This is a genomic window from Niabella insulisoli, from assembly GCF_039652435.2.
In the GTDB taxonomy this organism is placed as follows: Bacteria; Bacteroidota; Bacteroidia; order Chitinophagales; family Chitinophagaceae; genus Niabella; species Niabella insulamsoli.
In genome coordinates, this window is sequence record NZ_CP190246.1 from 4,294,953 (window position 1) to 4,319,028 (window position 24,076).

Here is a 24,076-nt window from a genome sequence, read left to right on the forward strand (position 1 = left end):
AGCGGATTAAACAAAAGGCATTTTTACAACTTTAGCGGCCAGTTGTTTGTCGCGGACTTTTATGAAAATATCAGACCCAATTCCCGCAAATTCTTTTTTTACATAGCCCAGCCCAATCGGCTTTCCCAGTGTCGGCGACTGGGTTCCGGAAGTAACGACGCCAATTGTACTGCCATCCTTATCTACAATATCATAACCCTGGCGCGGAATTCCTTTTTCTTCGAGCTCAAAGCCCACCAGCCGGCGGAGTACACCACTGGCTTTTTGTTGTTCCAACACTTCTTTGCCGGTAAAGGTTTTAGTGAATTTGGTTACCCAGCCCAGTCCGGCTTCGAGTGGCGTTGTATTATCGCTCAGGTCGTTGCCATACAGGCAATATCCCATTTCGAGCCTCAGTGTGTCGCGGGCAGCAAGGCCTACTGGAATCAATCCCTTCGGGCGCCCGGCTTCAAAAATGGCATTCCAGATCTTATCCGCCGCACCCTCTTTATCTTCAAAATAAATTTCTATGCCGCCCGCGCCAGTGTATCCGGTTGCGCTGATCAGCACATTATCTACGCCCGCAAATGTACCTTTTGCAAACGTGTAATATTTAAGGTTGATGATGTCGATATCCGTCAGCGGTTGCAATATCTCTGTGGCCTTGGGCCCCTGAACGGCCAGCAGCGCGGTTTGGTCAGAAATATTATGCATCTCTACTTCTTCGGTCTGATGCTGATAAATCCAATTCCAGTCTTTCTCAATGTTGGCGGCATTTACAACCAGCATGTATACTTTATTCTCTTCAATGCAATACACCAGCAAATCGTCGATAATACCTCCCTGCTCATTGGTAAGGGCGCTGTATTGCGCTTGTCCGTTTTTAAGCTTAGAGGCGTCGTTGGTTGTAACCTGCTGTATCAGCGGCAGCGCATTGGCTCCCTTTAAAATAAATTCGCCCATGTGGCTTACGTCAAACACGCCCGCCACTTTTCTTACGGCGTGGTGCTCTTCATTGATACTTGTGTAACTGATAGGCATATGGTAGCCGGCGAATTCAGCCATTTTGGCCCCGAGGGCGATGTGTTTTTCTGTAAAAGGAGTTTGCTTCATATATACACTTTTTTGCGCGCCAAAGGTAATGGCAAATTCTATTTGATATTTGCGTTTTATCATTTACCTTTTACTGATGAAGGTATTTATTTTACTGATGTACTTTTTCACCCATTTTACGATGGCCCTAAACGCTCAATTAAAACACAATTCCTGGCTGGAAACGCTATTAAAAACAGATGCCACACCGCAGCTGCTTCAGGTTTTAGACAATCCCGAAACGTTTCAATATCAACTGATTTATACTAAAATTGACCGCGACCGCCATAACCGGCCGATTTTCACCAACTATTATCTCAATGTAGATCGGGGGCGCTATTTCTACCCCGCCTCGATGGTGAAGCTGCCGACCGCGCTTGTGGCATTGGAAAAGATAAATTCGCTGCGCGATAAAAACATTGATAAGTATAGCCCTATGCTAACTGACAGCAGTTTCAAAGGGCAAACGGCCGTGCTTTCCGATAAGACTGCAAAAAGCGGACTGCCTTCGATTGACCATTATATAAAAAAGATTTTCCTCGTCAGCGATAACGACGCCTACAATCGTTTATATGAATTTTGCGGACAGCAGTATCTCAATGAAACGCTTTGGAATAAAGGTTATAATGAGCTGCGCATCACCCGCCGCTTTGTGAAAATGAATGCCAAAGAAAATAAGCACACCAACCCAATCCGGTTCTTACACGAAGGCAATTTACAGTATCGGCAACCGCCTGCCATAAGCCAGGCCCGCTTTGATTTCAGTAAAAAAATCCTTCTGGGCCGCGCGCACCTCGACAGCGACGACAAATTTGTGAATGCACCTTACGATTTTACCACCCATAACAGGGCGCCGCTGGAGGATTTGCAATTGATGATGCAATCCGTGCTATTCCCGCAATCGGTCGACAAAAAGAAGCGGTTTCACCTTACCGACGATGATTATAAAAAACTCTATCAATATATGTCGGAAAAGCCATCTGAAAGCCAATACCCGCATTATGATACAACAGAATTCTTTGACAGCTATACCAAATTTTTCTTTTTTAAGGATGGCCAACAAAAAATACCCGATCATATCAGATGCTTTAATAAAACCGGCTGGAGCCACGGGTTTTTAACCGATGTCTGCTATATCGTCGACTTCAAGCATCAGGTCGAGTTTATGTTAAGCGGATGTATTTATGTTAATAGCGATGGGGTGCTCAACGACAACAAATATGAATATGTGGAGACGGGATACCCGTTTTTTAAAGAGGTGGGCACAAAAATTTATGAGTACGAACTCAAAAGAAAACGGCGCCGAAAGCCCGATTTAGCGGCCTGGCAGCTTCATTATGATTGATCCATGCACTTAAAAAACAGCCTTGAAAATGAACCTTTTGCTTTGCATATTGTAGTTTGATTAGCATCATTTTTGTTGATCTGGTGCAAAATAAGATCACTTTATAATTTCCATTTTTTTGTTTTGTCATAATTTCGGGCCATGAAATTTGAAAAGATTCATAACAAGGGGCAGGCGAGGCTTTTTAAGAACGACTATCTGGAGATGCTGACAAAAACGCATCCGCTCGTGATTTGGGGTATCTATATTCCGGTGATTTCCTATCTATTGTATTATAGCGCCACCACGCTTAATTTTTCTGTGGCTTATGTATTCCTGATTTTTTTCTGCGGGATGTTTTTCTGGTCTTTTTTTGAATATATCGCACACCGTTATATTTTTCATTGGGTAAGCGACAATCCTACCGCTAAAAAAATTGCCTATGTCATGCATGGCAACCATCACCACTACCCGCGCGACCGGCAGCGCCTTTTTATGCCGCCGGTTCCGAGCATTATTATAGCTTCGGTCCTGTTCAGCTTATTTTTCCTGCTGCTGGGGCGCTATACCTTTATGTTTTTCCCCGGTTTCATGCTGGGCTACCTGATGTATGGAACCATGCACTACGCCATTCACGCATGGAATCCTCCGTTTAAATGGATGAAAGGTTTATGGCGCAACCATCATTTACATCATTACAAAGATGAACACAAAGGCTTTGGCGTAAGCAGCACCATCTGGGATCATGTTTTTGGAACCATGTTCGACCTTAAAAAGGAAAAGGAAGACAAAGAAAAGGTGAAAGAACTGATGTTTGGCAAAAAGTAAATGCCGCTGTCAAAATTTTTCCACCACGCCGAGCCCAAACAAGGCGAAATCATACTTTACCGGATCGTTTGCATCGAGTTCCTTCAGGTGATTGGTTAATTCAACAGCTGCGATCCAGTCGTTATTGGGCCGCTGCAACAGCCCAAAATGTTTGGCGACGCGCGCTACATGTAAATCGAGCGGGCATACCAGCTGCGATGGTTTTATTTGCTTCCATAAACCAAAGTCCACGCCTTTCACGCTGCTTCTCACCATCCACCGCAAAAACATATTCAGGCGTTTGCAAGCGGATTTTTTAAAGGGCGTTGCAATATGCTTTCTTGTCCGCTTAGGGAAGTCTTCAAAAATCTGTTCATCAAAAAAAGCGTTGTAAAAGCCCGTTAACGCGTTTTCAATCGTCGGGTCGGCGGGCTGCAAATGGTTAGAAAAAGCGGTTTCGAGAGAGGGCTGCTTATTGGTCTTATAATGAAATTTTAAAAAATCAAAGAAATGAAAAAGGTCTGTTGCGTTAAACGTCCGGTGTTTGAACGTCAAAAACGGCTGCAGGTCTTTTTCTTCGAAATGCATAATAAAATCATGCGGCGCTCCCTGCATCCACGATAACAAGCGGTTGCAGGAGTTGATGATACTTTTTCGGTTGCCCCACGCTAACACGGCAGCAAAGAATCCGGCAATTTCAATATCCTGCTTTAATACAAAGCGATGCGGAACGCTGATGGGGTCGTCCGCAATAAAATCCGGCCGCTCATATTGGTGCGCCTTTTTGTCCAAAAAAATCTTCAGGCTTTCATTCATCATCGCCCTTAGTTTCGCTTATCTTTCTCATAATTGCTATTCCCAATTGATCTGCCAGCGCATTTTGGCTATATTGGTTAACCACCACGATCACGGCTTTTTGCCGACCTTTCAGAAAAGCGGCAAAAGTGGAAAACCCAAAAGTACCCCCATTGTGCCAGTAAATGACCGGCGCATTTTTATGAGCCCTTAAAAGATGCCAGCCCAACCCTACTTGTACTTTCTCATTGATCAAAAGCGTGGGTTGCAGCAGATGTTCTATGATCGCGTTTTGATCGCCAGTTTCCGGTTGCGCCATCACGCTTAAATAGCGCAGCATTTGTTGGGCATTGGCTCGAAGCCCGCCAGCAGGAAACAAAGCGTCAAAGGTCCAAAAATCAACCTTTCCCAGTTGATAGCCCTGGCTTACCGGATATCGCTTATTGGCGGCGGCATCTTCCATCCGAAATGGCTCATAAATATAATGTCGCAACAACTGATCAAAACTTTTACCGGTCATGCGTTCCGCTAAAACACCGGCCAGGCCGGCGCCCAGGTTAGAGTATTCGTAATGACCGGCTGGCTTTGGTTTCGCGTGCATCAAATAACGAAACAAACTGTCGGTGGTGTAATTTTTATACGGATCGGGGCCAAGCTGAAGGTTGGCCGGAAGCCTTGGTAATCCCGAGCTGTGGTTGAGCAGGTTTTTAAACGTGATTTGATGCAGCAAAGCATTGGTTCGAACGCTATCCGGCAGAAAACGTTCGACCGAAGTGGTGTCTGCAACCCGCTGTTCCCGCAATACCGACTCCACTATAAACGCCGTAAAAGTCTTTGTGATGCTTCCTGCTTCAAAAATGGTGGTTTTTGTAAAGCGTTTTTTTGTTTCAGGGTCGGCATAGCCGAAATCATAGAAATGCGTTGTCCCTTTGTAAACCAACCCTACCGCAAGGCCTGGAATTTTATGGTGACTGATCAAACTGTCGCCCGCAGACTGGATAAATTTTTCGATAGCCTGCCACTCGGTTTGTGCTTTTACAAAAGAACAAGCAAATAGGGCTATTGATAAAAAAACACTTTTCATGATTGGCTTGCCGTGTTAATAATATGCTCAAAGCCGTCGCCTTTTACAAAAGCGTAGGTCTTTTTATTAATATGATAAAACTGCAACGCACCTTTTTCCACCAGCGCCGCCAAATCTGTTCTGGCTGTTTCTTTTGAAACGCCATACACCGAGCGCAGCTCGCGGATGGTAACCATTTTTGAAGCGTCTTCTTTTACCCACTGCAACACAGCTGTCTGGCGTTCATTAAAGCCCGGCAGGCGATTCTCATTTTTTTCAACGCGCTCTTTCGAAAGCCGGGCCACCAGGCTTTTCAGCGATTGATAGGCCATTTGAAGCGATTGGATATAAAAATGAATAAAATAGCCGGGGTTGTTCGCGTCGGACTGCGATTGCGCGAGGACTTTGTGGTACTGCGGTTTGAATTTCGCTATCACATTGGAAACCGAAAGATAAGACATGAGCCAGTAATCTTTTTTTAGCAGATATAGCTGCGCCAGCAAGCGGGCCATGCGCCCATTCCCATCTTTAAAAGGCCGGATGGTGACCACCAGGTAATGAATAAGCGCCGCCTTCACAATCGGGTGGATAAAAAAAGGCTCGGCGTCATTATTATACAGCTCAAAAACCAGCGACATCAAATGCGGAATTTCCCTGGGTGCTTTGGGCTTATAGCCATAAGAAAGATCCAGCGCCGAGTTGTCTATTTTCTGGTTGGTCCGATAGCTTCCAATCGCTTTTAGCCGGATGGTATCTTTTGTAAGCGACTGGTGCAATTGGAGGAGCGACGATTCGGTAAGCGGCGCGCCAGCCTCTGCGCTGCCGGCCTGTAAGGTCTTAAAAATGTTAATGCAGAGCTGCTCGTTGGTATTTTGCGGAATGCGTTTTTTTAGAAGCATTTCCTTTGCCGCTTTTTTGCTTACGGCCGCGCCGGCCAACTGCGCCGAGGCTATAGTTTCGTCGAGCAAAGCCGCCGTTTTATGCCGGTGGGCGTATTTGCCTTCGAGCCAGGCCTCCATGCCACGGCCGCCAGCGAGGGCTATATCGAGTTTATGCAATTGCGATTCTACACTATTGCTGAGCCACCAGCTCATTTCAAGTCCGGGAAAAGAAAGGCTGCGCCCCGAAACCTGCGCCCTTTCCGAGACGGCACGCTGCCAAATGGCGAGCCGGTCGCCCCCGACATCGAGATGCATATCCTTAAATTTATCCCAATGGACATAATTGTTGTTAAGGCTATAAATCAGCTTTTCTAAAGCAGCAGCAGATTTTGGATCATCTAAAAGCTCTTCCATTCATCAACTTTATTGGCAAATAAATATAAAATTAGTTGGTTTTAAAATAAAAAACAGGAAAAGGCAGGTGATTAGCCAATGGCTTGCTTCAAATCATCAATTAAATCGGACACATCTTCTATACCAATGCTCAGCCGCATCAGCGAGTCGGTGAGGCCGTTTTTGAGCCGCTCTTCGCGAGGCACAGAGGCATGCGTCATGGTCGCCGGATGGTTGATCAGCGACTCTACGCCGCCGAGGCTTTCGGCAAGCGCTATAATTTTTGTGCTCTTCAGCACTTTGACCGCAGCTTCCACATCATCATCTTTCAGCTCAAAACTGATCATGCCGCCAAAATCCCGCATTTGCCTTTTGGCCACCGCGTGTCCTGCGGCATTTTCAAAACCCGGCCAGTACACATTTTTCACTTTCGGATGATCGGCCAGGAACCGCGCTACCGCACTTCCGTTTTCGCAGTGGCGCTGCATGCGCACATGAAGGGTTTTAATGCCGCGCAACACCAAAAAACAATCAAAAGGACCTGGCACCGCCCCGCTGCTTTTCTGAATAAAAAATAACTTTTCTTTCAGGTCGTCGCTGTTAGTCATTAAAGCGCCCATGATTACGTCGCTATGGCCGCCCAAATATTTGGTGGCCGAATGCATGACGATATCCGCGCCCAGGTTCAACGGGTTCTGAAGATATGGCGATGCGAAAGTGTTATCAACCACCAAAAGAGCGTTTGCTTTTTTCGCCAGGTTGGCCACCGCTTCGATATCAGTAATGTTTAATAATGGGTTGGTGGGCGTTTCTACCCAAAACATTTTGGTGTTTGCAGAAATCAGGTTTTCAAGGCTGTTGATGTCGGCTGTGTTCGCATAGGTAAATTTCACACCAAAATCGGCCCATATTTTTGAAAATAGCCGATAAGTGCCCCCATACATATCATTCGAAGCAATAACCTCGTCGCCCGGTTTCAATAGTCGCATGACGGCGTCCGTGGCTGCCACGCCACTGCTAAAGGCAAGTCCATGTTGGCCATTTTCTAAAACCGCCAAAGAACTTTCGAGGGCCGTTCGCGTAGGATTACCGGCCCGCGAATAATCATAGCCTTTGTGCTCATTGGGACCTGTTTGCACATAAGTAGACGTTTGAAAAATGGGCGTCATAATAGCGCCGGTCGACGGGTCGGGCGAAACGCCGCCGTGGATAATTTTTGTATTAAGTTTCATCTGTTTCTTTTTTTTGTTTTTAATGGTATTTGCCTGCGGCAGACAGAAAGTTCATTGGATGACCGCTTAGCGTTGGGCCGGAACTGCGTTGCTGCGGTAGGTTCACCAACGTAAAAATAAGGTAAACAATTTCGCCCGTTTTTTCTAAAACAATGGGGCTTTTATTTCCGCAATCGGGAGGGTTCGGTTTTTAAATTCAAAACGGCAACCTGCGCTACGCTTACTAACGGCTTACATATAAACATGTTAGCCGCAGGCCTTTTAGCGCTTTCTTCCACCGCTTATCCCTAAATTTTAAAAAATCGATACTCCCCCGGTAATGCATTTTGCCATTTAAACCGAATTTTTACCTTCTATTGATGTGACATACAGCTTGTCGATGTTTAAACGCTTTTAACATTGAAGCTGATGCCGTTAGTCATTTTTCGCTTGACTTGGCGGCCCGCCGCATGATATCTTTATCGCGGATCGATCGGTTAACCGGCCGTGTGGATGATGGTAAACAAGCCCTTTGCTTTTTACAGCCCGAAATCAACCGCTCACCGGTTTTCCGCGTAGCATCGACCAGTTTGATATTGACCGCAGGCCACTTGTGCATGTATGTTTGTAAAACAAATAACGAAACATAAAACAAACTTCTAAATATTTAAAAATTAATACAATGAAAAGCTTAATTCTTTCTGCCGCACTTATTTTAACCTTATCAGGCACAGCCTTCGCCGGCACAGTTGATCCCACCAATGAAAAGGTAATGAAAACGTTCACCCAGATTTTTAAAGATGCCGGGAACGTTAGCTGGAGCAATGCCGGTAATTATTTCGAGGCTCATTTTATTTTGGATGACATCAGAACACGCGCCACGCTGGATGCAAAAGGAAACCTGGTTCAAACGATCCGGTACTTTAAAGAAGATCAACTGCCCTCCAATGTGTTGTATCACATCAAAAAAACTTATCAGGGAAAAGATGTATTCGGTGTTACTGAAGTGTCGAACCGCAACGGGGTCAATTACAGGGTGGTATTAAAAGATGAAAAAAATTACATCCATATCAATGCCAACAGTTATGGTGAAAGCCAGCTGGTAAAGAAATTTAAAAGAGGCGACAAATAGGCCTCGAACTTTTTCTCATGTAAAACAACGGAGGGGGTAGTCTTATCTCTTCCCTTTTTTTCGCAGCACAACGAAAAGGGTGTTTAAATTTTAATAGGCAGTTTTGCCAGCACGTCGTCCCAGGCCATCATCAGGTTGGCGCCGGTTTCGGTGGGTTCAAATACCATGGTGAAATATTCCATCACAGGATTATAATAGGTTACCGCCGCTTTAACGCGTATGATATCTTTCGTTGCATCTTGTTTTAATCCCCAAAGGTCCAGATCGCTGTTGATAGCAATTGTCCAATAGCCCGCATTGGGAATAGCGTAAAGGCTATAACGACCCACCGGAATTTTCTTTCCGCCGATCGATACCGGCCTGAAAACATTGAGCTCCGTGGCCTCGTTGGCGCCTAAGCGCCAGGTTTGCCCATACTTTAAAATGTCTTCAAACAGCCGCCTGCCCTGCAAATGAGGCCGGCTGTAGATAACGCGCATTACCGGCGGTGGCGCCTGCGGATCAGAAATTTTATGCTGAGGATATTTGGCGGGAAAGTAACTCATATCCATCGGCGAAAGATCCACATCCGCATACAAATTATTGTCTTCGATTATTTGCTGGGCCTGATCAGGAATTTCAGTAGCAACACTGTCCCTGGCCGGCGGCGGCGTTGCATTGTTCTTTTCCTTACAACCTGGCAATAACACCAGCATCAAAGCCACTCCAAATAAAGCCTTATAAAATACGCTCATGAGATCTTTCAGGGGTTTTTTAAAAAGAAATGGGTAAAGTAGCGGCCACCTGGTCCCATCCGGCCACCAGGTTAACGCCTTTATCTGTTTTTTGTAAATTGATGGTCAGCGCCTCCAAAGCCTGGTCTAATGATTCAACAGCCGCTGTAACACGGCACACATCTTTAGCCGGATCATATTTGAACGCGCCCCAGGTATCCGTTTCTTTATTGACAATAAAGGTCCAGCTCTTTTCGTTCACCAGCGCATACAATGTGTAACGGCCGGCTTCAACTTTCTTTCCGCCGACCCTTGCATCGGTAAATAATTCCAACTCGGTCGCCTCGTTGGCACCCAACCGCCACACTTTTCCATAAGGCACAATTTGAGAGCCAAATATGGGCCTGTTGTTTTTATTGGGGCGGCTATAAATTATGCGCATTCTAAGCGGCTCTTTAGTGCCTTTCACTTTTAACGAGGGATAATTTGCCGGAAAATAAATCTGGTCGAGCGGTGACTGATCGACCGGCGCCCACTTTTGAGCGTTTGAAAAACTAACGCTTAAAAACATAAAGCAGGAAATAAATAAAAACGACTTCATCCGTGTATTTTTTTAGGTTTTATGAGTTGACCCGAAATTATCAGGTATAAAATTTTCATTCCCCGGTGTGATAAAAATGAAAATTTTATCATGAACATTTCCTCTGTTTTCTTTTTGTAGGGTATTTTACAAAATTATATCCCCGCTGTTAATTGTTTAAATTTATGCGAAGCGAAAGCCTCAAGTTCCACCCAAAAACGTTTGAAGCAGTTTTGTAAAAAATTATAATGCTCGTCGAAAATTTTTATCGCGGGCCTTGCATCGTGCAAATATCTGGCTCTTTTAACCAATCCTCCAAAACTTTGATAAATGCCTTGCCGGGTCCGGTAGCCGAATAACCAGTTTTCCAGTTTCATATAAAAAAACATATGCCGGAAGCGATGCGGCATCAGGGCCGACTGGGGCTCCAGTTTTTCGTAAGTATTTATTGAAAAATCGAAAAGCGTGTCGTTGGGAAAAATATATTCGTCACTGCTTAAAAAATGATCAAAGGCCACGTCGATAAAAGCGCCGCTATACAAACGGTAGGCGGGGCGAAACACTTCCTTCGCCTCTTTGGTCACGGGGTGGTTGTCGGTAAACTCATCAATGGCCCGATGCAATAAAATCCCTTTATGCACTTCTTCAGGAAAGGAATATTGCTCCTTTCCTTTCACGAAATCGCTGATCATATTACCCAGCAAAATTTCGTTGTGCCCGTAAGAAAGATACGCATGAGCGAGATAATTCATTTTTATTTTTTTACAAACGCCGCAACAGCTGCTACCAGTTCCTCATCAATCGGAAGCGAAGGATTGATATAAGTGGCCCTGTTGCCGGCCATATCTTTGGGAGATTTTTTCAATATATGATTCATTTCGGGGATAATCTTTATCGCCGCTTTAGGGTTACAGGCGTGCAACAAAACAGCTTCATTTTCCTGCACCTGATAGTCGTTGCTGCCCTGTAGAATCAAAATCGGGATGTTTAATTTTTTGATCTCTTCGCAGGGGTTGCTCTTGATCCACGACCTCATGTAAGGCTGAATGCTGGGCCCGAAAAGTGTATATAGCAACGGCGGAACAGAATCTATTGCTTCGCCACGTTTCAGCCTGCCCAACAAACTGTCGGCCGCCGGCGCTAAGGCTGGCGCTTGTTGCCGCAGCTGCAGGCCGATAATTTCGTCGATGGGCTTAGCCGGGCCGGAAATAGAAATATATTTGTCGGCCTTTTCTTTTTGTGCGGCCCGCATTGCGATCAACGACCCTTCGCTATGGCCCGCAAGCACCAATTTTTTTACCCTTTTATCCTGCTTCATAAGAACCGCCCAGGCAGCCAGGTCATTGATATAATCGTCAAAAACAAGTTTCGATTCGTCGGCGCCCGCCGCTTTGCTCGCACCAATCCCCCGCTTATCGATGAGCAGCGTTGCAATATTCTTTTTTGCAAGCGCCTGGGCCAGCATCCAGTAACTGGCAGCGCTGACACCCAGCGGATTGTTTCCTTTCCGGTCGGTGGGGCCCGAGCCGGGCTGCAAAACCACAAGATCGAACTGCGCCGCATTTTCGGGAACGATCAAACTGCCGTAAAGCGTTCCTGTTGGCGTTTCCAGCGTTTTCGGTTCTTCGGTTTGCGCTTGTGCCGTCATTGCCCATAACCCCAGCGCGATATATAGTAGTTTTTTCATGTGTGTCGTTTTTTATACTTCTGTTAGCCCGAAGGCGGACAGGTTTGGCTTTTTCCGCACTTCCTTTTTTTACGCGCTCTTTATTATTCCTTTTCCAGAATACCTTTCAAGTCTGCCGGCGCATAATTAATTGATTTAAGCGTTTTTCCATCTTCTTTTCTAAACACCAGGAATAAGCCGTCGGCTTCCTTGTAATAGCTTTCTGTACCGTCTTTTTCAAGAAAATATTTCATGGTAGCTTCTGCCTCTTCTTTTGTTTTACAAGCTTTGCTCATATTAGAACGTTGCACTTCATCAAAGAGTTCAGAAAATTTATCTTTTAGTCCAAATTCCAACACTGCACCCGCCAGCACGTATTGGATATCACAAAGCGCGTCGGCGACTTCCACTATATTATTGTCGGCAACAGCCTGCTCTAATTCCTTTAATTCTTCTGCAATAAGCGAGATGCGCAATTTGCAACGCGCTTCAGATGGGATCGCCGGAGCGTCCAGCACGGGATGTTGAAAGGTTTTGTGGAAGGCCGCTACGGCGGTCAGACTTTTCGGATCGTTCATTTGTTTGCTCAGTTTTATTTTTAATGTCTGTCTAAATTTTTCTAACTAAATTCCCGGGTCGGCAAAAATTTGCCCTGTTTCGCTCAAAATTACCCTATAAAAAATTCAACCGGACAAATTAAGCAGGCGCTTAAAAATACGTACAATCTCACTCCTTTTTATTTGTTAATTTTTTATGCTTTTTTGGGTTGAGTGGAACTTCTCCGGTATCAAATTTTAATGCCCCTATGCGATAAAAATGAAAATTTTATACTGTAGGTTTCATCCTCGTTTTTCACACGCGATCGCATGGCAACGTTGAGGCAAACCTTTACTTTTGCAATCCGCATTGTCTCGCCCTTTTGCGATCCGAAGGCGGTAAAAATTTTTATTATGAACAAAGGACCTGTTTCTAATTTTATTCAACATCATTACCGCCATTTCAATGCGGCAGCCTTAATGGACGCGGCAAAAGGTTATGAAACCCATTTGCTGGAAGGGGGCAAGATGATGGTGACACTTGCCGGCGCCATGAGCACCGCAGAATTGGGAATTTCGCTGGCGGAAATGATCCGTCAGGATAAAGTGCATATCATCAGCTGCACGGGCGCCAACCTTGAAGAAGATGTGATGAACCTCGTTGCACACTCTCATTATAAAAGGGTTCCTAATTATCGCGATTTGACGCCCCAGGAAGAATGGGATTTGTTGGAGCATCATTATAACCGGGTGACCGATACCTGTATTCCTGAAGAAGAGGCGTTTCGCCGGTTACAGCAACACCTGGTAAAACAATGGAAAGATGCCGAAGCGAAAGGCGAGCGTTATTTCCCGCATGAGTTTTTGTATAAAACCGTTTTAAGCGGAGAGTTGCAGCAATATTATGAAATTGATCCTAAAGACAGCTGGATCGTTGCGGCAGCAGAAAAAAACCTGCCCATTGTTTGTCCGGGCTGGGAAGACAGTACGACAGGAAATATTTTTGCCAGCTATGTAATAAAAGGAGAGTTGCAGGCCTCGACCGTGAAAAGCGGCATCGAATATATGGTGTGGCTTACCGAATGGTACCGCAATAATTCATCAGGCAAAGGGGTTGGATTTTTTCAAATCGGCGGCGGTATCGCGGGGGATTTTCCTATCTGTGTGGTACCGATGATGTACCAGGATCTGGAGTGGCATGATGTTCCTTTCTGGAGTTATTTCTGCCAGATCAGCGACAGCACCACTTCTTATGGTTCTTATAGCGGCGCTGTTCCCAACGAAAAAATAACCTGGGGCAAGTTAGACATTCATACGCCTAAGTTTATCGTGGAAAGCGATGCGACGATTGTCGCCCCGCTAATGTTCGCCTGGATTTTAGGATGGTAATATTTTATAGCACAAACAGGCGCGATAAAATTTTTTAAACCGCGCCTGTTTATGCTTGATTTCTTATTAGCCGCCCTCCTGAATGGAACTCGGCATAGGTAAAGTTCATTCTAAAATCCGAGTCCAGGGCCAGCTCACAAGATCGATGGTGAGACTCGGCTGAGAAGAAAATGACCGTAAAAATTATCGGGTAATATATAAATGCCGAAACGATAATACTTTTCCTTATCAGCCGCGTCTCCTGAAAGGGTCCCTGCGTAGGTTAAAGTCGATGCAGAATACCGAGTCCACGGCCAGCTCACAAGATCAATGGTGAGACTCGGCTAAGAAGAAAACGACCGAAAAAATTATTGAGTAATATAAACACCGAAACTATCATATTTTTTAGGCGAATTTCCCTCTGACTGTCAAAAACAACAAAACATACATACATGAAAATGCTAACCTTCTCCGTGGCGCTGTTGCTATGCCTTTTCGCGGCTCAAGCGCAAACCAAAACAATTGAACTTAGTTCAGAAACCCGGCCCGACCGATCGGTGGACATATCTTACCGAAAAACGGATCCCGGCTATTATACCGTTGTGCTTAACTTTTCTGATTATACCAATACGAGCAAACCATTGGCGATGCACAGCATTTCAGGTGTATCCGGACGTTTGATTTCGCTAAAGCCAACCGATAAAGACAAGAGTATTGGCTATAGCTATCGCTACACTTATATCAGAGGAAAGCTCGAACCCCGCGTTCATAAAGACTTTTGCTATGTACTTCCCTACAACAACGGTGTAAAGTGCACCGTTGTGGAAGCCGGTTTTGCGCCGCAGCGGTATTTCGGTGCGGAAAAGCCGGCTGACTGGAAAAGCTATTTTTTTTATACGACTCAACAACAACCGGTGAACGCCATTCGCAAAGGTGTTGTCGTGGAAACTGCGGATACCTTTGACGACCCTGTAGATGTTGAATTTACGACCCGGAAAAACCGTGTTATAATAGAACACGAAGATGGAACACTCGCGATATACAGAGGTTTCGAGAAGGGGTCTGTCGCGGTGAAAGTGGGCGACGCGGTTTTTCCGGGAACTTTGCTCGGGTCAAATATCAGGTCTTCAAAAAAGCTTTTTGGTATCAGCATTCACATTTATTATCTCGCTTCGATCGATTTTGATGGGCAGAAAAAACAAACGCTTTCCACCCAAACGAGCCTTTACCGGAGTGTCAGCCCTAAATTCACGACGGCCGGTAAGCAATGCGCTGCGCTTGAAAACATGTCGGAGCATACTGCACTGCTAAACGAAGAATTAATCACCAAAGAAATGAGCAAAAAGGAGCTCAAAAAATATAAAGCAACTGCTTCAAAATGATACGATAAAAGGGACGCAAATGCGCCCCTTTTTTATGATGCGTTTCGGTTTTTTTGATCTTTTTCCAAAGTCCGAAAAAATGACCATGCGTAAGTTAACCTTTTATTTTTATTGCGTCAACTTTAAATCGCGTTTCAGCATATCATTTCTGTTTGCCATTTCCCATGCTGTGTAAAAAATCATTTGCGCCCTTTTCTGCAACAAGGGGAAATTGATCTTATCAACCGTATCTGTTGGCTGGTGATAATCGGCCTTTAACATTCCATCATAAAAGAATAAAATCGGAACGCCTTTCCTTGCAAAATTGTAGTGGTCGCTGCGATAATAAATTCTGTTGGGATCGGCAGGGTCATCAAATTTATAATCCAACACCAGTTGGGTGTATTTATCATTCATGCCTTCGTTGATGACAGGCAAATCTGAACTCAACTTATTGTGACCAATGACATAAACGTAATTTTGTGTGTCTGCGCTCATGCGCTCTGTGTCGATCCGGCCAATCATGTCAATATTAAGGTCTGCTGTTGTTTTATCCAGCGGAAATACCGGGTTTTCCGAATAATATTCCGAACCCCAAAGCCCTTTTTCCTCGCCCGATACGGTCATAAAAACAACCGTGCGGCGGGGGCCTTTACCTTCTTTTTTTGCTTTTGCGAATGCTTCTGCCATTTCAATAACAGCAACAGTTCCCGACCCGTCGTCGTCGGCGCCATAGTTGATGCGGCCATCAGGCTCCACACCAATATGATCATAGTGGGCCGTCACAAAAAGGTATTCTTCTTTTTTATCCGAGCCTTCTACCACGCCAATTACATTGCTAACTGTTGCGATTTTTTTCCCCGAACTGTAATTCATAGCCACATCGATGGTTCTAGAAGTGGGTTGGCCCGCGTCCTCGTCCAGTGCTTTTTTTATTTCCGCTACGCTATACCCGCTTTTCGATACCACATTATCGTTGATCAAAAAGGCGGGAAGGGCGTCCTGCTCTTCAACGCTCGCAGCTTTGGGTTTGGGCCGGTAAGCATTATTCAACATTTGCTGAGAAGGAAGCATGTCCACAATGAGGAAAACCGCTGCAGCGCCCTTTTTCTTAGCATTTGCAATTTTATTAGTGGCGAAAGCCGGGGACTGGCGGCGGGGTTTATCGGTCTTGAAACCTTCGGGCGCACCGTTCAACATAATCACGAGTTTACCCTTTACGTCTTCTGAAGCATAGTCATCGCGGTTTTCATCCACAATACCGTATCCCACAAAAACATATTCGGAAAAATGAAGATCCACGCTTTGCGGCATAGATAACCAGGGTGCAAAATCGGTCCAGGGTTTAAAATCCCAGTCGCCCATTTTCAACGATAGCGCCGATGCGCTGTCTTTCTCAAGATCGTAGTATTGGCGGAAACTGCCGTTGTTCCCCGGTTTCAATCCGAACGACTTGAATCGGGTTTCTATGTATTGCGCCGCCTTTTCAAGGCCTGGGGAAGGCGTGTTTCTGCCCTCCATTTCGGCCCCGGCAATGATGTTGAGGTGTTGCTGCAAATCATTCGTGGTGATGGTTTTAGCAAAAGGTTCCGGGTTGGGCATCTTTTGCGCATACATTGCCGAAGTAGCCGCAAAGAGGCTTATAAATAAAATAAAATTTCTTCTCATATAAAATATCTTTTTAAGCTGTAAATGTATATAACAGTAAGGGAAAAGCCGCTACCGCTCATCAAAATTGTATAAGAGGAATTATATGCCGTGCGATCCGGCATACGCCGAATTTTTTAGCAGGGGCTGCCCGGCGCATCAAGAACCCGGCTGCGGGACTAAATAAATCAGCATGAAATTTTATCGACGCGATTGGCGTGACGGCCGCCTTCAAAAGCGGTGTTGATGAAAACCTCAACCATTTCTTCTGCTGTGTCCTCAGCTACGAAGCGGGCGGGAATGCACAACACATTGGCATTATTATGTTTACGTGCGAGTTCGGCAATTTCATCATCCCAGCAAAGCGCCGCCCGAATATGTTGGTGTTTATTAGCTGTAATGGCCACCCCGTTACCACTTCCACAAAGCAAAATGCCGAAAGCGTATGCACCCGATTCGAGCGCCGACGCTAATGGATGCGCAAAATCGGGATAATCGACGGCATCGGCTGTTTTTGGCCCAAAGTCTTTAAAGGATAGGCCTTTTCCTTCGATAAATGAAATAACAAATTCTTTCATTTCAAAACCCGCATGGTCGCTCGCAATGGCGATGGGCTTTTTGAGATCAAATATTGCTTCCATAATGATGGTTTTTAACTCCATTCTTCCGGCTGCGCTTCCTTACTTTTCCTTTCTCCTTTAGCAGCCAGCGCTATGCTGACTTCAAACAACAAATAGAGCGGCGCTGCCACCACGGCCAAACTGAAAGGATCCGTCGTGGGTGTTATAATAGCGGCTGCTATCAAAATTACAACAAAAGCATGACGCCTAAACTTTCGAAGAATGGCGGCGGTTACGATTCCTGCTTTTGCCAATAATAATATTAAAAGGGGTAATTGAAAAAGAAGTCCGACGCCGACCGTAGTATAAGTCAGGTTTTCCAGGTAGTCGGAAAAAGTGGGCATTACGGTGATTTTGTCACTAAGCTTGTAATTAAAATAAAATTGCACCATTAGCGGCATCAGTATAAAATAGCCGAAGGCAACACCGATAAAAAATAATAAGGAAACCCAAAAAATAATGCCGCTCGCCTGCCGCCCTTCTTTTTCAGATAACGCCGGCTTTACAAAACGCCAGATTTCCCAAAAGATATAAGGGAAGGCTAAGACGAAACCGCCGATAAAGGCCACCGTAAAATTGGCTATAAACTGGCCGGTCATTGTCGTTTCGATAAACTGCGTTGTAACTTCTTTGAAACATAGAGATTCTCCCACACCAACAGATTGCCCCAGTTCGCACATCCATTTGGCAGAAACAAAATCGGTTCTGGTGGGCCCAAAAACGATATCATCAACAAAAAAATCTGTAAAAATAAAGACGATTATAGCCGAGACAACAATTGCAATAACTGAACGTATCAGATGCCAGCGCAATACTTCGAGATGGTCGATAAATGACATTTCATCTTCGCTGCCCTGATTTCGCTTCTTAAAAAAATCCATTATAGCCATGTACGTAAAATAAGTACGCAAAGATGCGTTTTAATTGCTGATTTTGGATTGGGAGTTGAGATTTTTTGAGATATCAAAGGGAATGGCTATGCGTCGGTAGTATAAAAACCGCTATTTTAACTTCCTGAGTTTCACCATTTCGATCCGCGTGTGGGTCACACCCAGCACATCAAATTCGTAGTCGCCGATAATAATGCGATCCTTTTGAGCGGGAATCGTTTCGTGGTGATTGATGATATAACCAGAAAGCGTTTCGGTATCGTGGCCTTCAAAATCCAGGGCATATTTTTTTTCGATATAATCGAGCTCGAGCCGGCCCGAGAAAATATATTCCCCCTCCGCGATTTGCTTTTCCACAAATTTTTCGGTGTCGTATTCGTCCCAGATTTCGCCAAAAAGCTCTTCCAGCACATCTTCCATGGTGATGATACCGGCGGTGCCGCCAAATTCATCTACTACCCAGGCAATACTTTTCGCCTCGCTGCTAAACTTGTATATCAAATCAACCGCGTTCATGCTCTGCGGCACAGCAAGGATGCTGATCAAAATGCTACGGATATCATCGGGTTTTTTAAAAAGATCGAGTTGATGCACATACCCCAATATGTTATCGATCGAATCTTCGTACACGATGATGCGCGTTCTTTTCGTATCAATAAATTTTTGAAGTAAATCGCTCATCGAGATTTTTACATCGACGCCGATCACCTCCTTTCGCGGCACCATCGATTGCCTGATCTTGATATTGGGCAGTTCCTGGGCGTTTTCGAGTAGTTGTGTACTTGTATCTGCCTTCAGGTTGTCTTTAATGCCATCTGAAAACACAAACCGAAGTTCATTTTTACTCAGTGGCGATTTGTTTTTGTCGATTCTTACATTAAAAACATAACGTAAAATCCAATTGGATAGCAGGAAAAGGCCGTTGACAAAAGGCGAGAACAGCCAAAAGAAAAAACTGTAGATCAGTGAAAATCCGCTCAAAAGCGAATTACTTTTGGACCTGAATAGCGCGCGTGGTAAAAATTCTGCAAAAATCAACACCACCAGCACGTTAAATAATATTTCGAAAAAGATCTGGACGCCCCGGGATGTGATGCTGGAATTATTTCTCCAAAACGGGCCGGCTACTTCAGCAGTAAGTAAAACAAAGATGGTCAGTGCGATAACATAACCGGTAATAGCTACCCCAATAAAAACCGCGGGCGCGTCAATAAATTTTCCAAGCCGGTGGCCGGTGGCCGTGTCCTGCTTTCTTTTTAATTCGATATTCAATCTGCTGGCGCCGTAGAAAGCCATTTCCATTCCGGCGAAAAACATCATAAATAACAATGATGCCGACCATGCAATGAGAGTTGGATCCATATACTAAAGATACAAAGCGCGATTTGAAATTTGTATATAAAATAAGCGTTAAAGCGAATCTTCCAGGGAGCGCCCCAGATTTTTCTACTTCGGTACTGAGCTTGCGGAAGCTCTTAACAAAAAAAGTTAGCCAGCCACCCGCCTTATTTTTTCAGGAAAGCGGCGATTAGTTTTTCGGCTTCTTCGCAGGCTTCCTGCAAATCGTCATTTACAACAATATGATCGAAGTGGTGGCTAAATGACATTTCATATTCGGCTTTATTGACGCGCGTTTGCAGGCTTTCTTCGGTTTCTGTGCCACGACTGGCCAACCGCCGCGCCAGCTCGCGCACAGATGGCGGTTCAATAAAAATGGAAAGCGCGCTTTGAGGAAATTGTTGTTGAACGTGGATGGCGCCTTTCACATCGATATCCAACAGGGGAAATTTCTTTTCTTTCCACAAACGGTCGAGTTCCGATTTCAAAGTGCCGTAATATTTTCCTTCATACACCATTTCCCATTCAACAAATTCGTTATTTCGGATTTTTTCCTGAAAGTCCTTAAGCTTCAAAAAATAATAATCTTTTCCATCCACCTCGTTGGCCCTGGGCGCGCGCGTGGCCGCAGAAATAGAAAAAGCCAACTGGGGAAACCGCTCTAACAGGTACCTGGTAATGGATGTTTTTCCGGCACCGGACGGAGCCGTTATAATGATGATCTTTTTGTTTTGGGAAGCCATACACAAATTACGGCATTTGTGACGGGAGTAAAAAATTTGAACCGCTCAACATTCGCCCAACAAGGCCTAAATCGATGCGCGCCTTATTTTTTATAGAATTTCTTCGATGCTTTTTCGAATATTATCAGACATTTTTTGAGTAGGCAGATCGTTTTCATCGCCTCCGAACGGATCTTCAATTTCCTCTGCAATCAATTCAAGGCTCGCCAGCACATAAGTGATGAAGACTACTACAGGCACTACCCAATACCCTAATTGAAACACATAACCCCAGGGCAGGGTCAGCAAATAAATTAAGACAAAACGCTTGATGAAAACCCCATACGACGAAGGGATCGGCGTGTTTTTAATGCGTTCGCAGGCGCCGCAGATATCCGTAAAAGATTGCAGTTCTGCATTAAGGAATAAAAGTACTTCACCGCTGATCGACCCGTCGCGGTAGAGTTTTTTTACATGCTCGTAAATAAGACCCGCTACCTGGTTCGGCACATGCTTTTCTGTATCAATCGCAGATATAATTTTTTTGGTTTGTTCATTTTCATCAAACAGCATAACGCGCGTGCGCTCTTTTAAAAGGTGCTGATGCAGCGCTAATGCGTAACCGGGAATAATCTTACGGAAAAACAGCCGCTCTTCGGTCTGGTCTTCCCGCAAAACCACAGAAAGTTTCAGTGCGAGGTTGCGCGAATTATTAACCAGGGCGCCCCATAGTTTGCGGCCTTCCCACCACCGGTCGTAGGCTGTATTGGTGCGAAACACCAGCACCAGCGAAATGGCAAAGCCCAGCAATGAATGCATAATGGGCAGGTTTTTAAGCACGCTCTTATCAGATAGCTTCCAGTAGCCCAGCTCGAGATAAGCGATGACTGCGGCATAGATGGCAATAACGAGTAAGATCCACCAAAGCTTGCGCAACACATCTGCTTTGGTAACTTTTAATAAAACGGTCAGCCAGTCTTTTGTATTATAATAACGCATGGGTGAAGTTGAAAAATGTCTACACGTTTATTTGTCCAAAGCAATCCGCCATTTACGCGCTCAATTTTCAAGATGCTAACTGTCTCTTCTCTTGATATCCGCCCCCAGCGCCTGTAAGCGCGTGTCGATATGTTGATAGCCTCTGTCTATTTGCTCAATGTTTTGAATGGTGCTCTTTCCTTCCGCACTAAGGGCAGCAATAAGCAATGACACGCCCGCACGGATGTCGGGGCTGCTCATGGTGATGCCGCGTAGCTTATGGTTTCTTTCCAGGCCGATCACTACGGCGCGGTGAGGATCGCATAAAATAATTTGCGCGCCCATTTCAATAAGCTTGTCCACAAAAAACAGCCTGCTTTCAAACATTTTTTGATGAATGAGCACGCTGCCTTTAGCCTGGATGGCCGTTACCAAAACGATGCTCAATAAGTCGGGCGTAAAACCCGGCCATGGGTGGTCGTAGATCGTTAAAACGCCGCCATCAAGATATTTTTGAATCGTATAGTTTTCCTGCGAAGGGATAAATATATCATCACCTTTAAATTGCATTTCAATGCCCAGTTGTTTAAACTTTTCGGGGATAACGCCCAGGTCGTTCAGGCCGGCATTTTTAATCGTTATTTCGCCCTGCGTCATCGCAGCCATTCCAATAAAAGATCCTACTTCGATCATATCGGGCAACATGGCATGTGTTGTTCCTCCTAAATAACCGACCCCTTCAATAACCAGCAAATTACTCCCGATGCCGCTTATTTTGGCGCCCATTCGATTCAGCATTTTGCACAATTGCTGCAGGTAGGGTTCGCAGGCGGCGTTATAAATAGTAGTTGTTCCCTGCGCCATCGTGGCCGCCATCACAATATTAGCGGTTCCGGTTACCGATGGCTCATCGAGCAGCATATAGCAGCCTTTCAACGCTTCGGCCGTCAGGTGAAAAAAGCCGTCTTCCTGATTGTAGTCTAACTGAGAGCCTAATTTCTGAAAACCGATAACATGCGTATCCAGCCGGCGGCGGCCTATTTTATCGCCGCCCGGTTTGGGAATAAATGCTTTCTTGAACCGCGCCAACATAGCACCAGCCAGCATTACACTGCCCCGCAACCTGCCGCTTTTCTTTTTAAAATCAGCGCTGTGCAAATAATCGACGTTAACGTCATCAGCCTTGAAAGTGCAGGAACTGCGGCTAATGCGATTGACCTTTACGTTCATTTCTGCGAGTAGCTCGATCAATAGGTTTACATCAAGAATATCGGGAATATTGTTAATCGTAACTTCTTCGGGAGTTAACAGTACCGCGCTGATGATTTGCAGCGCTTCATTTTTTGCTCCTTGCGGAACGATGGTGCCTTGTAATTTCTTACCTCCATTTACTTCAAATACACTCATGAGTGGGATGCCGTTTTGTTCAAACGAAGATAGGGAGCGAAACCGAAAACTTCCCGCGCGGCGATATAAAAAACCTGGCGCTGCGCTTTAATAATATGGACTGATCATCACATAAACCAAAACACCGGTAATGGCCACATAGAGCCAAAGCGGCCAGGTGATTTTTGCAATTTTTCTGTGGCGGTCAAATTCGCCTACCAGCCCGCGGTAAGCAGTGAAAAGAATAAAGGGAAGGATAATGCCCGCCAGGGGAATATGTGTAAATAAAATGATATAATACACGGTTTTGATTCCGCCGGTTCCGCCGAACCTTGTATCGCCGGCGAATAGATGATGGCAGATATAACTGATGAGGAAAAGGATGGATAAAACCATTGCCCACAACATGAGCTTTTTGTGAAGCTGATACTTGCCGCGTTTCACCAAAACGAGGGCTGCAATCAATAAAACAGCAACCGTTGAGTTGATCACCGCGTTGATCAGTGCAAAAATGTGCACGTCAAAGCCCAGGTCCACATCAAGCTCTATGCGGCCCAGCGCCGCAACGACTAAAAATACAATTACCGAAAATGAAAAAATCAGCCAGTTTGCCTTTTTATCATTTTTCTTCCAGGCCGGTGTCAACATTTTTTCCTCTTTTAAATAAAATCATAAATAAGCCGACGGCAACCGCAGCTATCAAAAATACTATAGCTAATAGTTTAACCGGCAGTCCGCTTTTTTTGCTGCGGTCTTTTTCGAGCGTAAGCAAAACAGCATCCCGCGAAATTCTTTTGATATCCGCCGAGTCCAAACCGTGGTAATAGCCCCTGATATTTCTCTTTCCGTCGATCAACACAAAATGGTCGGTATGAATAAAAGAAGTATCAACACCCTTTCCATCAACGAGCGCAAGTTTCAAATCATTAATGGCCAGGTCATAAATTTCCTTTTTTGTTCCGGTCAACAAATCCCATTGTTCGGGGTTGATCTGAAACCGGTCGGACCACTTTTTCAGCTGCGGCACCGAATCCCGCTCGGGGTCTACCGAAAAAGAAAGAAAATGAACATTGTGGTTGGTTTTGTCACCCACGCGCTGCGCGTTTGTAATGGCGGTTTGCACCGCTTTCATATTACTTGTTAGTGCCGGGCAAATGGTAGGACAATGCGTAAAAAAGAAATCGGCAATGATGATTTTTCCTTCGTAGTCGCTTAATTTGACGGAGTCGCCCAATTGGTTCACAAGATTAAAATCCGGAACCTGATGCCAAACGGTGTCGGCTACCTGCTTGCCGTTTTCCAACCTGGTTGTAACGTTGTCGGGGATATAATGCCCCGGCATCGACAAGGCTTCGTCGCTGTAGTGCCTGATGATCAAATAACAAATCAAAGGCAGCAGCAAGGCCATTAAAACAGCATATAGACCTTTTTTGCTCAACTCGTTGAATTAAATTAAAAAATTACCCACGCTTGCCCGCAATCGGAGCGCTCTTAAAAATTTCGGCAAAATTCGTGAAATATGGCGATAGGCAGGCATGATTTCTTTTTTTTCTTTCTATGCCGTATTAAATTCTTAGTTTTAAGCCAATAAAAA

General features: G+C 45.0%; 24 protein-coding genes. 5 read left to right on the forward strand and 19 right to left on the reverse strand.

Annotation, left to right across the window (positions count from 1 at the left end):
* Positions 1 to 6: 6 nt before the first annotated feature.
* Positions 7 to 1,092: a glycine cleavage system aminomethyltransferase GcvT gene (gene gcvT / locus ABDK00_RS18300; protein WP_346237387.1), complete on the reverse strand. Its 1,086-nt coding sequence runs from the start codon at positions 1,090 to 1,092 to the stop codon at positions 7 to 9.
* Between the two features lie 76 nt (positions 1,093 to 1,168).
* Between gcvT and ABDK00_RS18305 the strand changes: the two genes are divergently transcribed.
* Positions 1,169 to 2,416 carry a serine hydrolase gene (locus tag ABDK00_RS18305; protein ID WP_346237388.1) on the forward strand — a complete coding sequence of 416 codons (1,248 nt, stop codon included), beginning with the start codon at positions 1,169 to 1,171 and terminating at the stop codon, positions 2,414 to 2,416.
* Positions 2,417 to 2,557: 141 nt separating this feature from the next.
* Complete coding sequence (locus ABDK00_RS18310; RefSeq protein ID WP_346237389.1) at positions 2,558 to 3,223, forward strand: sterol desaturase family protein; 666 nt, start codon at positions 2,558 to 2,560, stop codon at positions 3,221 to 3,223.
* 9 nt (positions 3,224 to 3,232) lie between these two features.
* On the opposite strand, the gene ABDK00_RS18315 is transcribed toward ABDK00_RS18310, so the two are convergent.
* From ABDK00_RS18315 to ABDK00_RS18330, 4 genes are all read right to left on the reverse strand, one after another.
* Positions 3,233 to 4,021: a TIGR02757 family protein gene (locus ABDK00_RS18315; protein WP_346237390.1), complete on the reverse strand. Its 789-nt coding sequence runs from the start codon at positions 4,019 to 4,021 to the stop codon at positions 3,233 to 3,235.
* Positions 4,011 to 5,081 carry a serine hydrolase domain-containing protein gene (locus tag ABDK00_RS18320; protein ID WP_346237391.1) on the reverse strand — a complete coding sequence of 357 codons (1,071 nt, stop codon included), beginning with the start codon at positions 5,079 to 5,081 and terminating at the stop codon, positions 4,011 to 4,013. Before ABDK00_RS18320 ends, ABDK00_RS18315 begins: the two co-directional genes overlap by 11 nt.
* Positions 5,078 to 6,355, reverse strand: a complete 1,278-nt coding sequence (locus ABDK00_RS18325) for a Fic family protein (protein ID WP_346237392.1) — start codon at positions 6,353 to 6,355, stop codon at positions 5,078 to 5,080. Before ABDK00_RS18325 ends, ABDK00_RS18320 begins: the two co-directional genes overlap by 4 nt.
* A gap of 71 nt (positions 6,356 to 6,426) precedes the next feature.
* Positions 6,427 to 7,608 (reverse strand): cystathionine gamma-synthase, encoded by a 1,182-nt coding sequence (locus ABDK00_RS18330; protein WP_346238294.1) that lies wholly within the window; start codon positions 7,606 to 7,608, stop codon positions 6,427 to 6,429.
* A gap of 619 nt (positions 7,609 to 8,227) precedes the next feature.
* Between ABDK00_RS18330 and ABDK00_RS18335 the strand changes: the two genes are divergently transcribed.
* The gene (locus tag ABDK00_RS18335; RefSeq protein ID WP_346237393.1) at positions 8,228 to 8,677 is read left to right on the forward strand and encodes a hypothetical protein; all 450 of its coding nucleotides are present in this window, start codon (positions 8,228 to 8,230) and stop codon (positions 8,675 to 8,677) included.
* 83 nt (positions 8,678 to 8,760) lie between these two features.
* Here the strand turns inward: ABDK00_RS18335 and ABDK00_RS18340 are convergent, their stop codons facing one another.
* The 5 genes from ABDK00_RS18340 to ABDK00_RS18360 all read right to left on the reverse strand — a co-directional run bounded on the left by ABDK00_RS18340 (position 8,761) and on the right by ABDK00_RS18360 (position 12,214).
* The gene (locus tag ABDK00_RS18340) at positions 8,761 to 9,411 is read right to left on the reverse strand and encodes a DUF2911 domain-containing protein (RefSeq protein WP_346237394.1); all 651 of its coding nucleotides are present in this window, start codon (positions 9,409 to 9,411) and stop codon (positions 8,761 to 8,763) included.
* A 19-nt stretch (positions 9,412 to 9,430) separates the two neighbouring features.
* Entirely contained in the window at positions 9,431 to 9,991 is a 561-nt protein-coding gene (locus ABDK00_RS18345; protein ID WP_346237395.1) for a DUF2911 domain-containing protein, read from the reverse strand.
* A 134-nt stretch (positions 9,992 to 10,125) separates the two neighbouring features.
* Positions 10,126 to 10,722 (reverse strand): ACP phosphodiesterase, encoded by a 597-nt coding sequence (locus ABDK00_RS18350; RefSeq protein WP_346237396.1) that lies wholly within the window; start codon positions 10,720 to 10,722, stop codon positions 10,126 to 10,128.
* 2 nt (positions 10,723 to 10,724) lie between these two features.
* The gene (locus ABDK00_RS18355) at positions 10,725 to 11,657 is read right to left on the reverse strand and encodes an alpha/beta hydrolase (RefSeq protein ID WP_346237397.1); all 933 of its coding nucleotides are present in this window, start codon (positions 11,655 to 11,657) and stop codon (positions 10,725 to 10,727) included.
* An 83-nt stretch (positions 11,658 to 11,740) separates the two neighbouring features.
* Positions 11,741 to 12,214 (reverse strand): nucleoside triphosphate pyrophosphohydrolase family protein, encoded by a 474-nt coding sequence (locus ABDK00_RS18360; protein ID WP_346237398.1) that lies wholly within the window; start codon positions 12,212 to 12,214, stop codon positions 11,741 to 11,743.
* Positions 12,215 to 12,586: 372 nt separating this feature from the next.
* Between ABDK00_RS18360 and ABDK00_RS18365 the strand changes: the two genes are divergently transcribed.
* The gene (locus ABDK00_RS18365) at positions 12,587 to 13,561 is read left to right on the forward strand and encodes a deoxyhypusine synthase family protein (protein WP_346237399.1); all 975 of its coding nucleotides are present in this window, start codon (positions 12,587 to 12,589) and stop codon (positions 13,559 to 13,561) included.
* A gap of 431 nt (positions 13,562 to 13,992) precedes the next feature.
* Positions 13,993 to 14,922 carry a hypothetical protein gene (locus tag ABDK00_RS18370; protein ID WP_346237400.1) on the forward strand — a complete coding sequence of 310 codons (930 nt, stop codon included), beginning with the start codon at positions 13,993 to 13,995 and terminating at the stop codon, positions 14,920 to 14,922.
* Positions 14,923 to 15,030: 108 nt separating this feature from the next.
* Here ABDK00_RS18370 and ABDK00_RS18375 read toward each other — a convergent pair whose 3' ends face one another.
* The 9 genes from ABDK00_RS18375 to ABDK00_RS18415 all read right to left on the reverse strand — a co-directional run bounded on the left by ABDK00_RS18375 (position 15,031) and on the right by ABDK00_RS18415 (position 23,920).
* Positions 15,031 to 16,569 carry a M28 family peptidase gene (locus ABDK00_RS18375; protein WP_346237401.1) on the reverse strand — a complete coding sequence of 513 codons (1,539 nt, stop codon included), beginning with the start codon at positions 16,567 to 16,569 and terminating at the stop codon, positions 15,031 to 15,033.
* Positions 16,570 to 16,736: 167 nt separating this feature from the next.
* Entirely contained in the window at positions 16,737 to 17,189 is a 453-nt protein-coding gene (gene rpiB, locus ABDK00_RS18380) for a ribose 5-phosphate isomerase B (RefSeq protein ID WP_346237402.1), read from the reverse strand.
* Between the two features lie 11 nt (positions 17,190 to 17,200).
* Positions 17,201 to 18,058: a twin-arginine translocase subunit TatC gene (gene tatC, locus ABDK00_RS18385; protein ID WP_346237403.1), complete on the reverse strand. Its 858-nt coding sequence runs from the start codon at positions 18,056 to 18,058 to the stop codon at positions 17,201 to 17,203.
* A gap of 111 nt (positions 18,059 to 18,169) precedes the next feature.
* Positions 18,170 to 19,420 carry a hemolysin family protein gene (locus ABDK00_RS18390; protein WP_346237404.1) on the reverse strand — a complete coding sequence of 417 codons (1,251 nt, stop codon included), beginning with the start codon at positions 19,418 to 19,420 and terminating at the stop codon, positions 18,170 to 18,172.
* Between the two features lie 143 nt (positions 19,421 to 19,563).
* A complete protein-coding gene (gene gmk / locus ABDK00_RS18395) occupies positions 19,564 to 20,139 on the reverse strand; it encodes a guanylate kinase (protein WP_346237405.1) in 576 nt (191 codons plus the stop codon).
* A gap of 90 nt (positions 20,140 to 20,229) precedes the next feature.
* Positions 20,230 to 21,117, reverse strand: a complete 888-nt coding sequence (locus ABDK00_RS18400) for a bestrophin family protein (protein WP_346237406.1) — start codon at positions 21,115 to 21,117, stop codon at positions 20,230 to 20,232.
* 75 nt (positions 21,118 to 21,192) lie between these two features.
* A complete protein-coding gene (gene murA, locus ABDK00_RS18405; protein WP_346237407.1) occupies positions 21,193 to 22,503 on the reverse strand; it encodes a UDP-N-acetylglucosamine 1-carboxyvinyltransferase in 1,311 nt (436 codons plus the stop codon).
* A gap of 87 nt (positions 22,504 to 22,590) precedes the next feature.
* Positions 22,591 to 23,130, reverse strand: coding sequence for a DUF420 domain-containing protein (locus ABDK00_RS18410; protein WP_346237408.1), 540 nt, complete (start codon positions 23,128 to 23,130; stop codon positions 22,591 to 22,593).
* Positions 23,102 to 23,920: an SCO family protein gene (locus tag ABDK00_RS18415; protein WP_346237409.1), complete on the reverse strand. Its 819-nt coding sequence runs from the start codon at positions 23,918 to 23,920 to the stop codon at positions 23,102 to 23,104. Before ABDK00_RS18415 ends, ABDK00_RS18410 begins: the two co-directional genes overlap by 29 nt.
* Positions 23,921 to 24,076 lie beyond the last annotated feature (156 nt).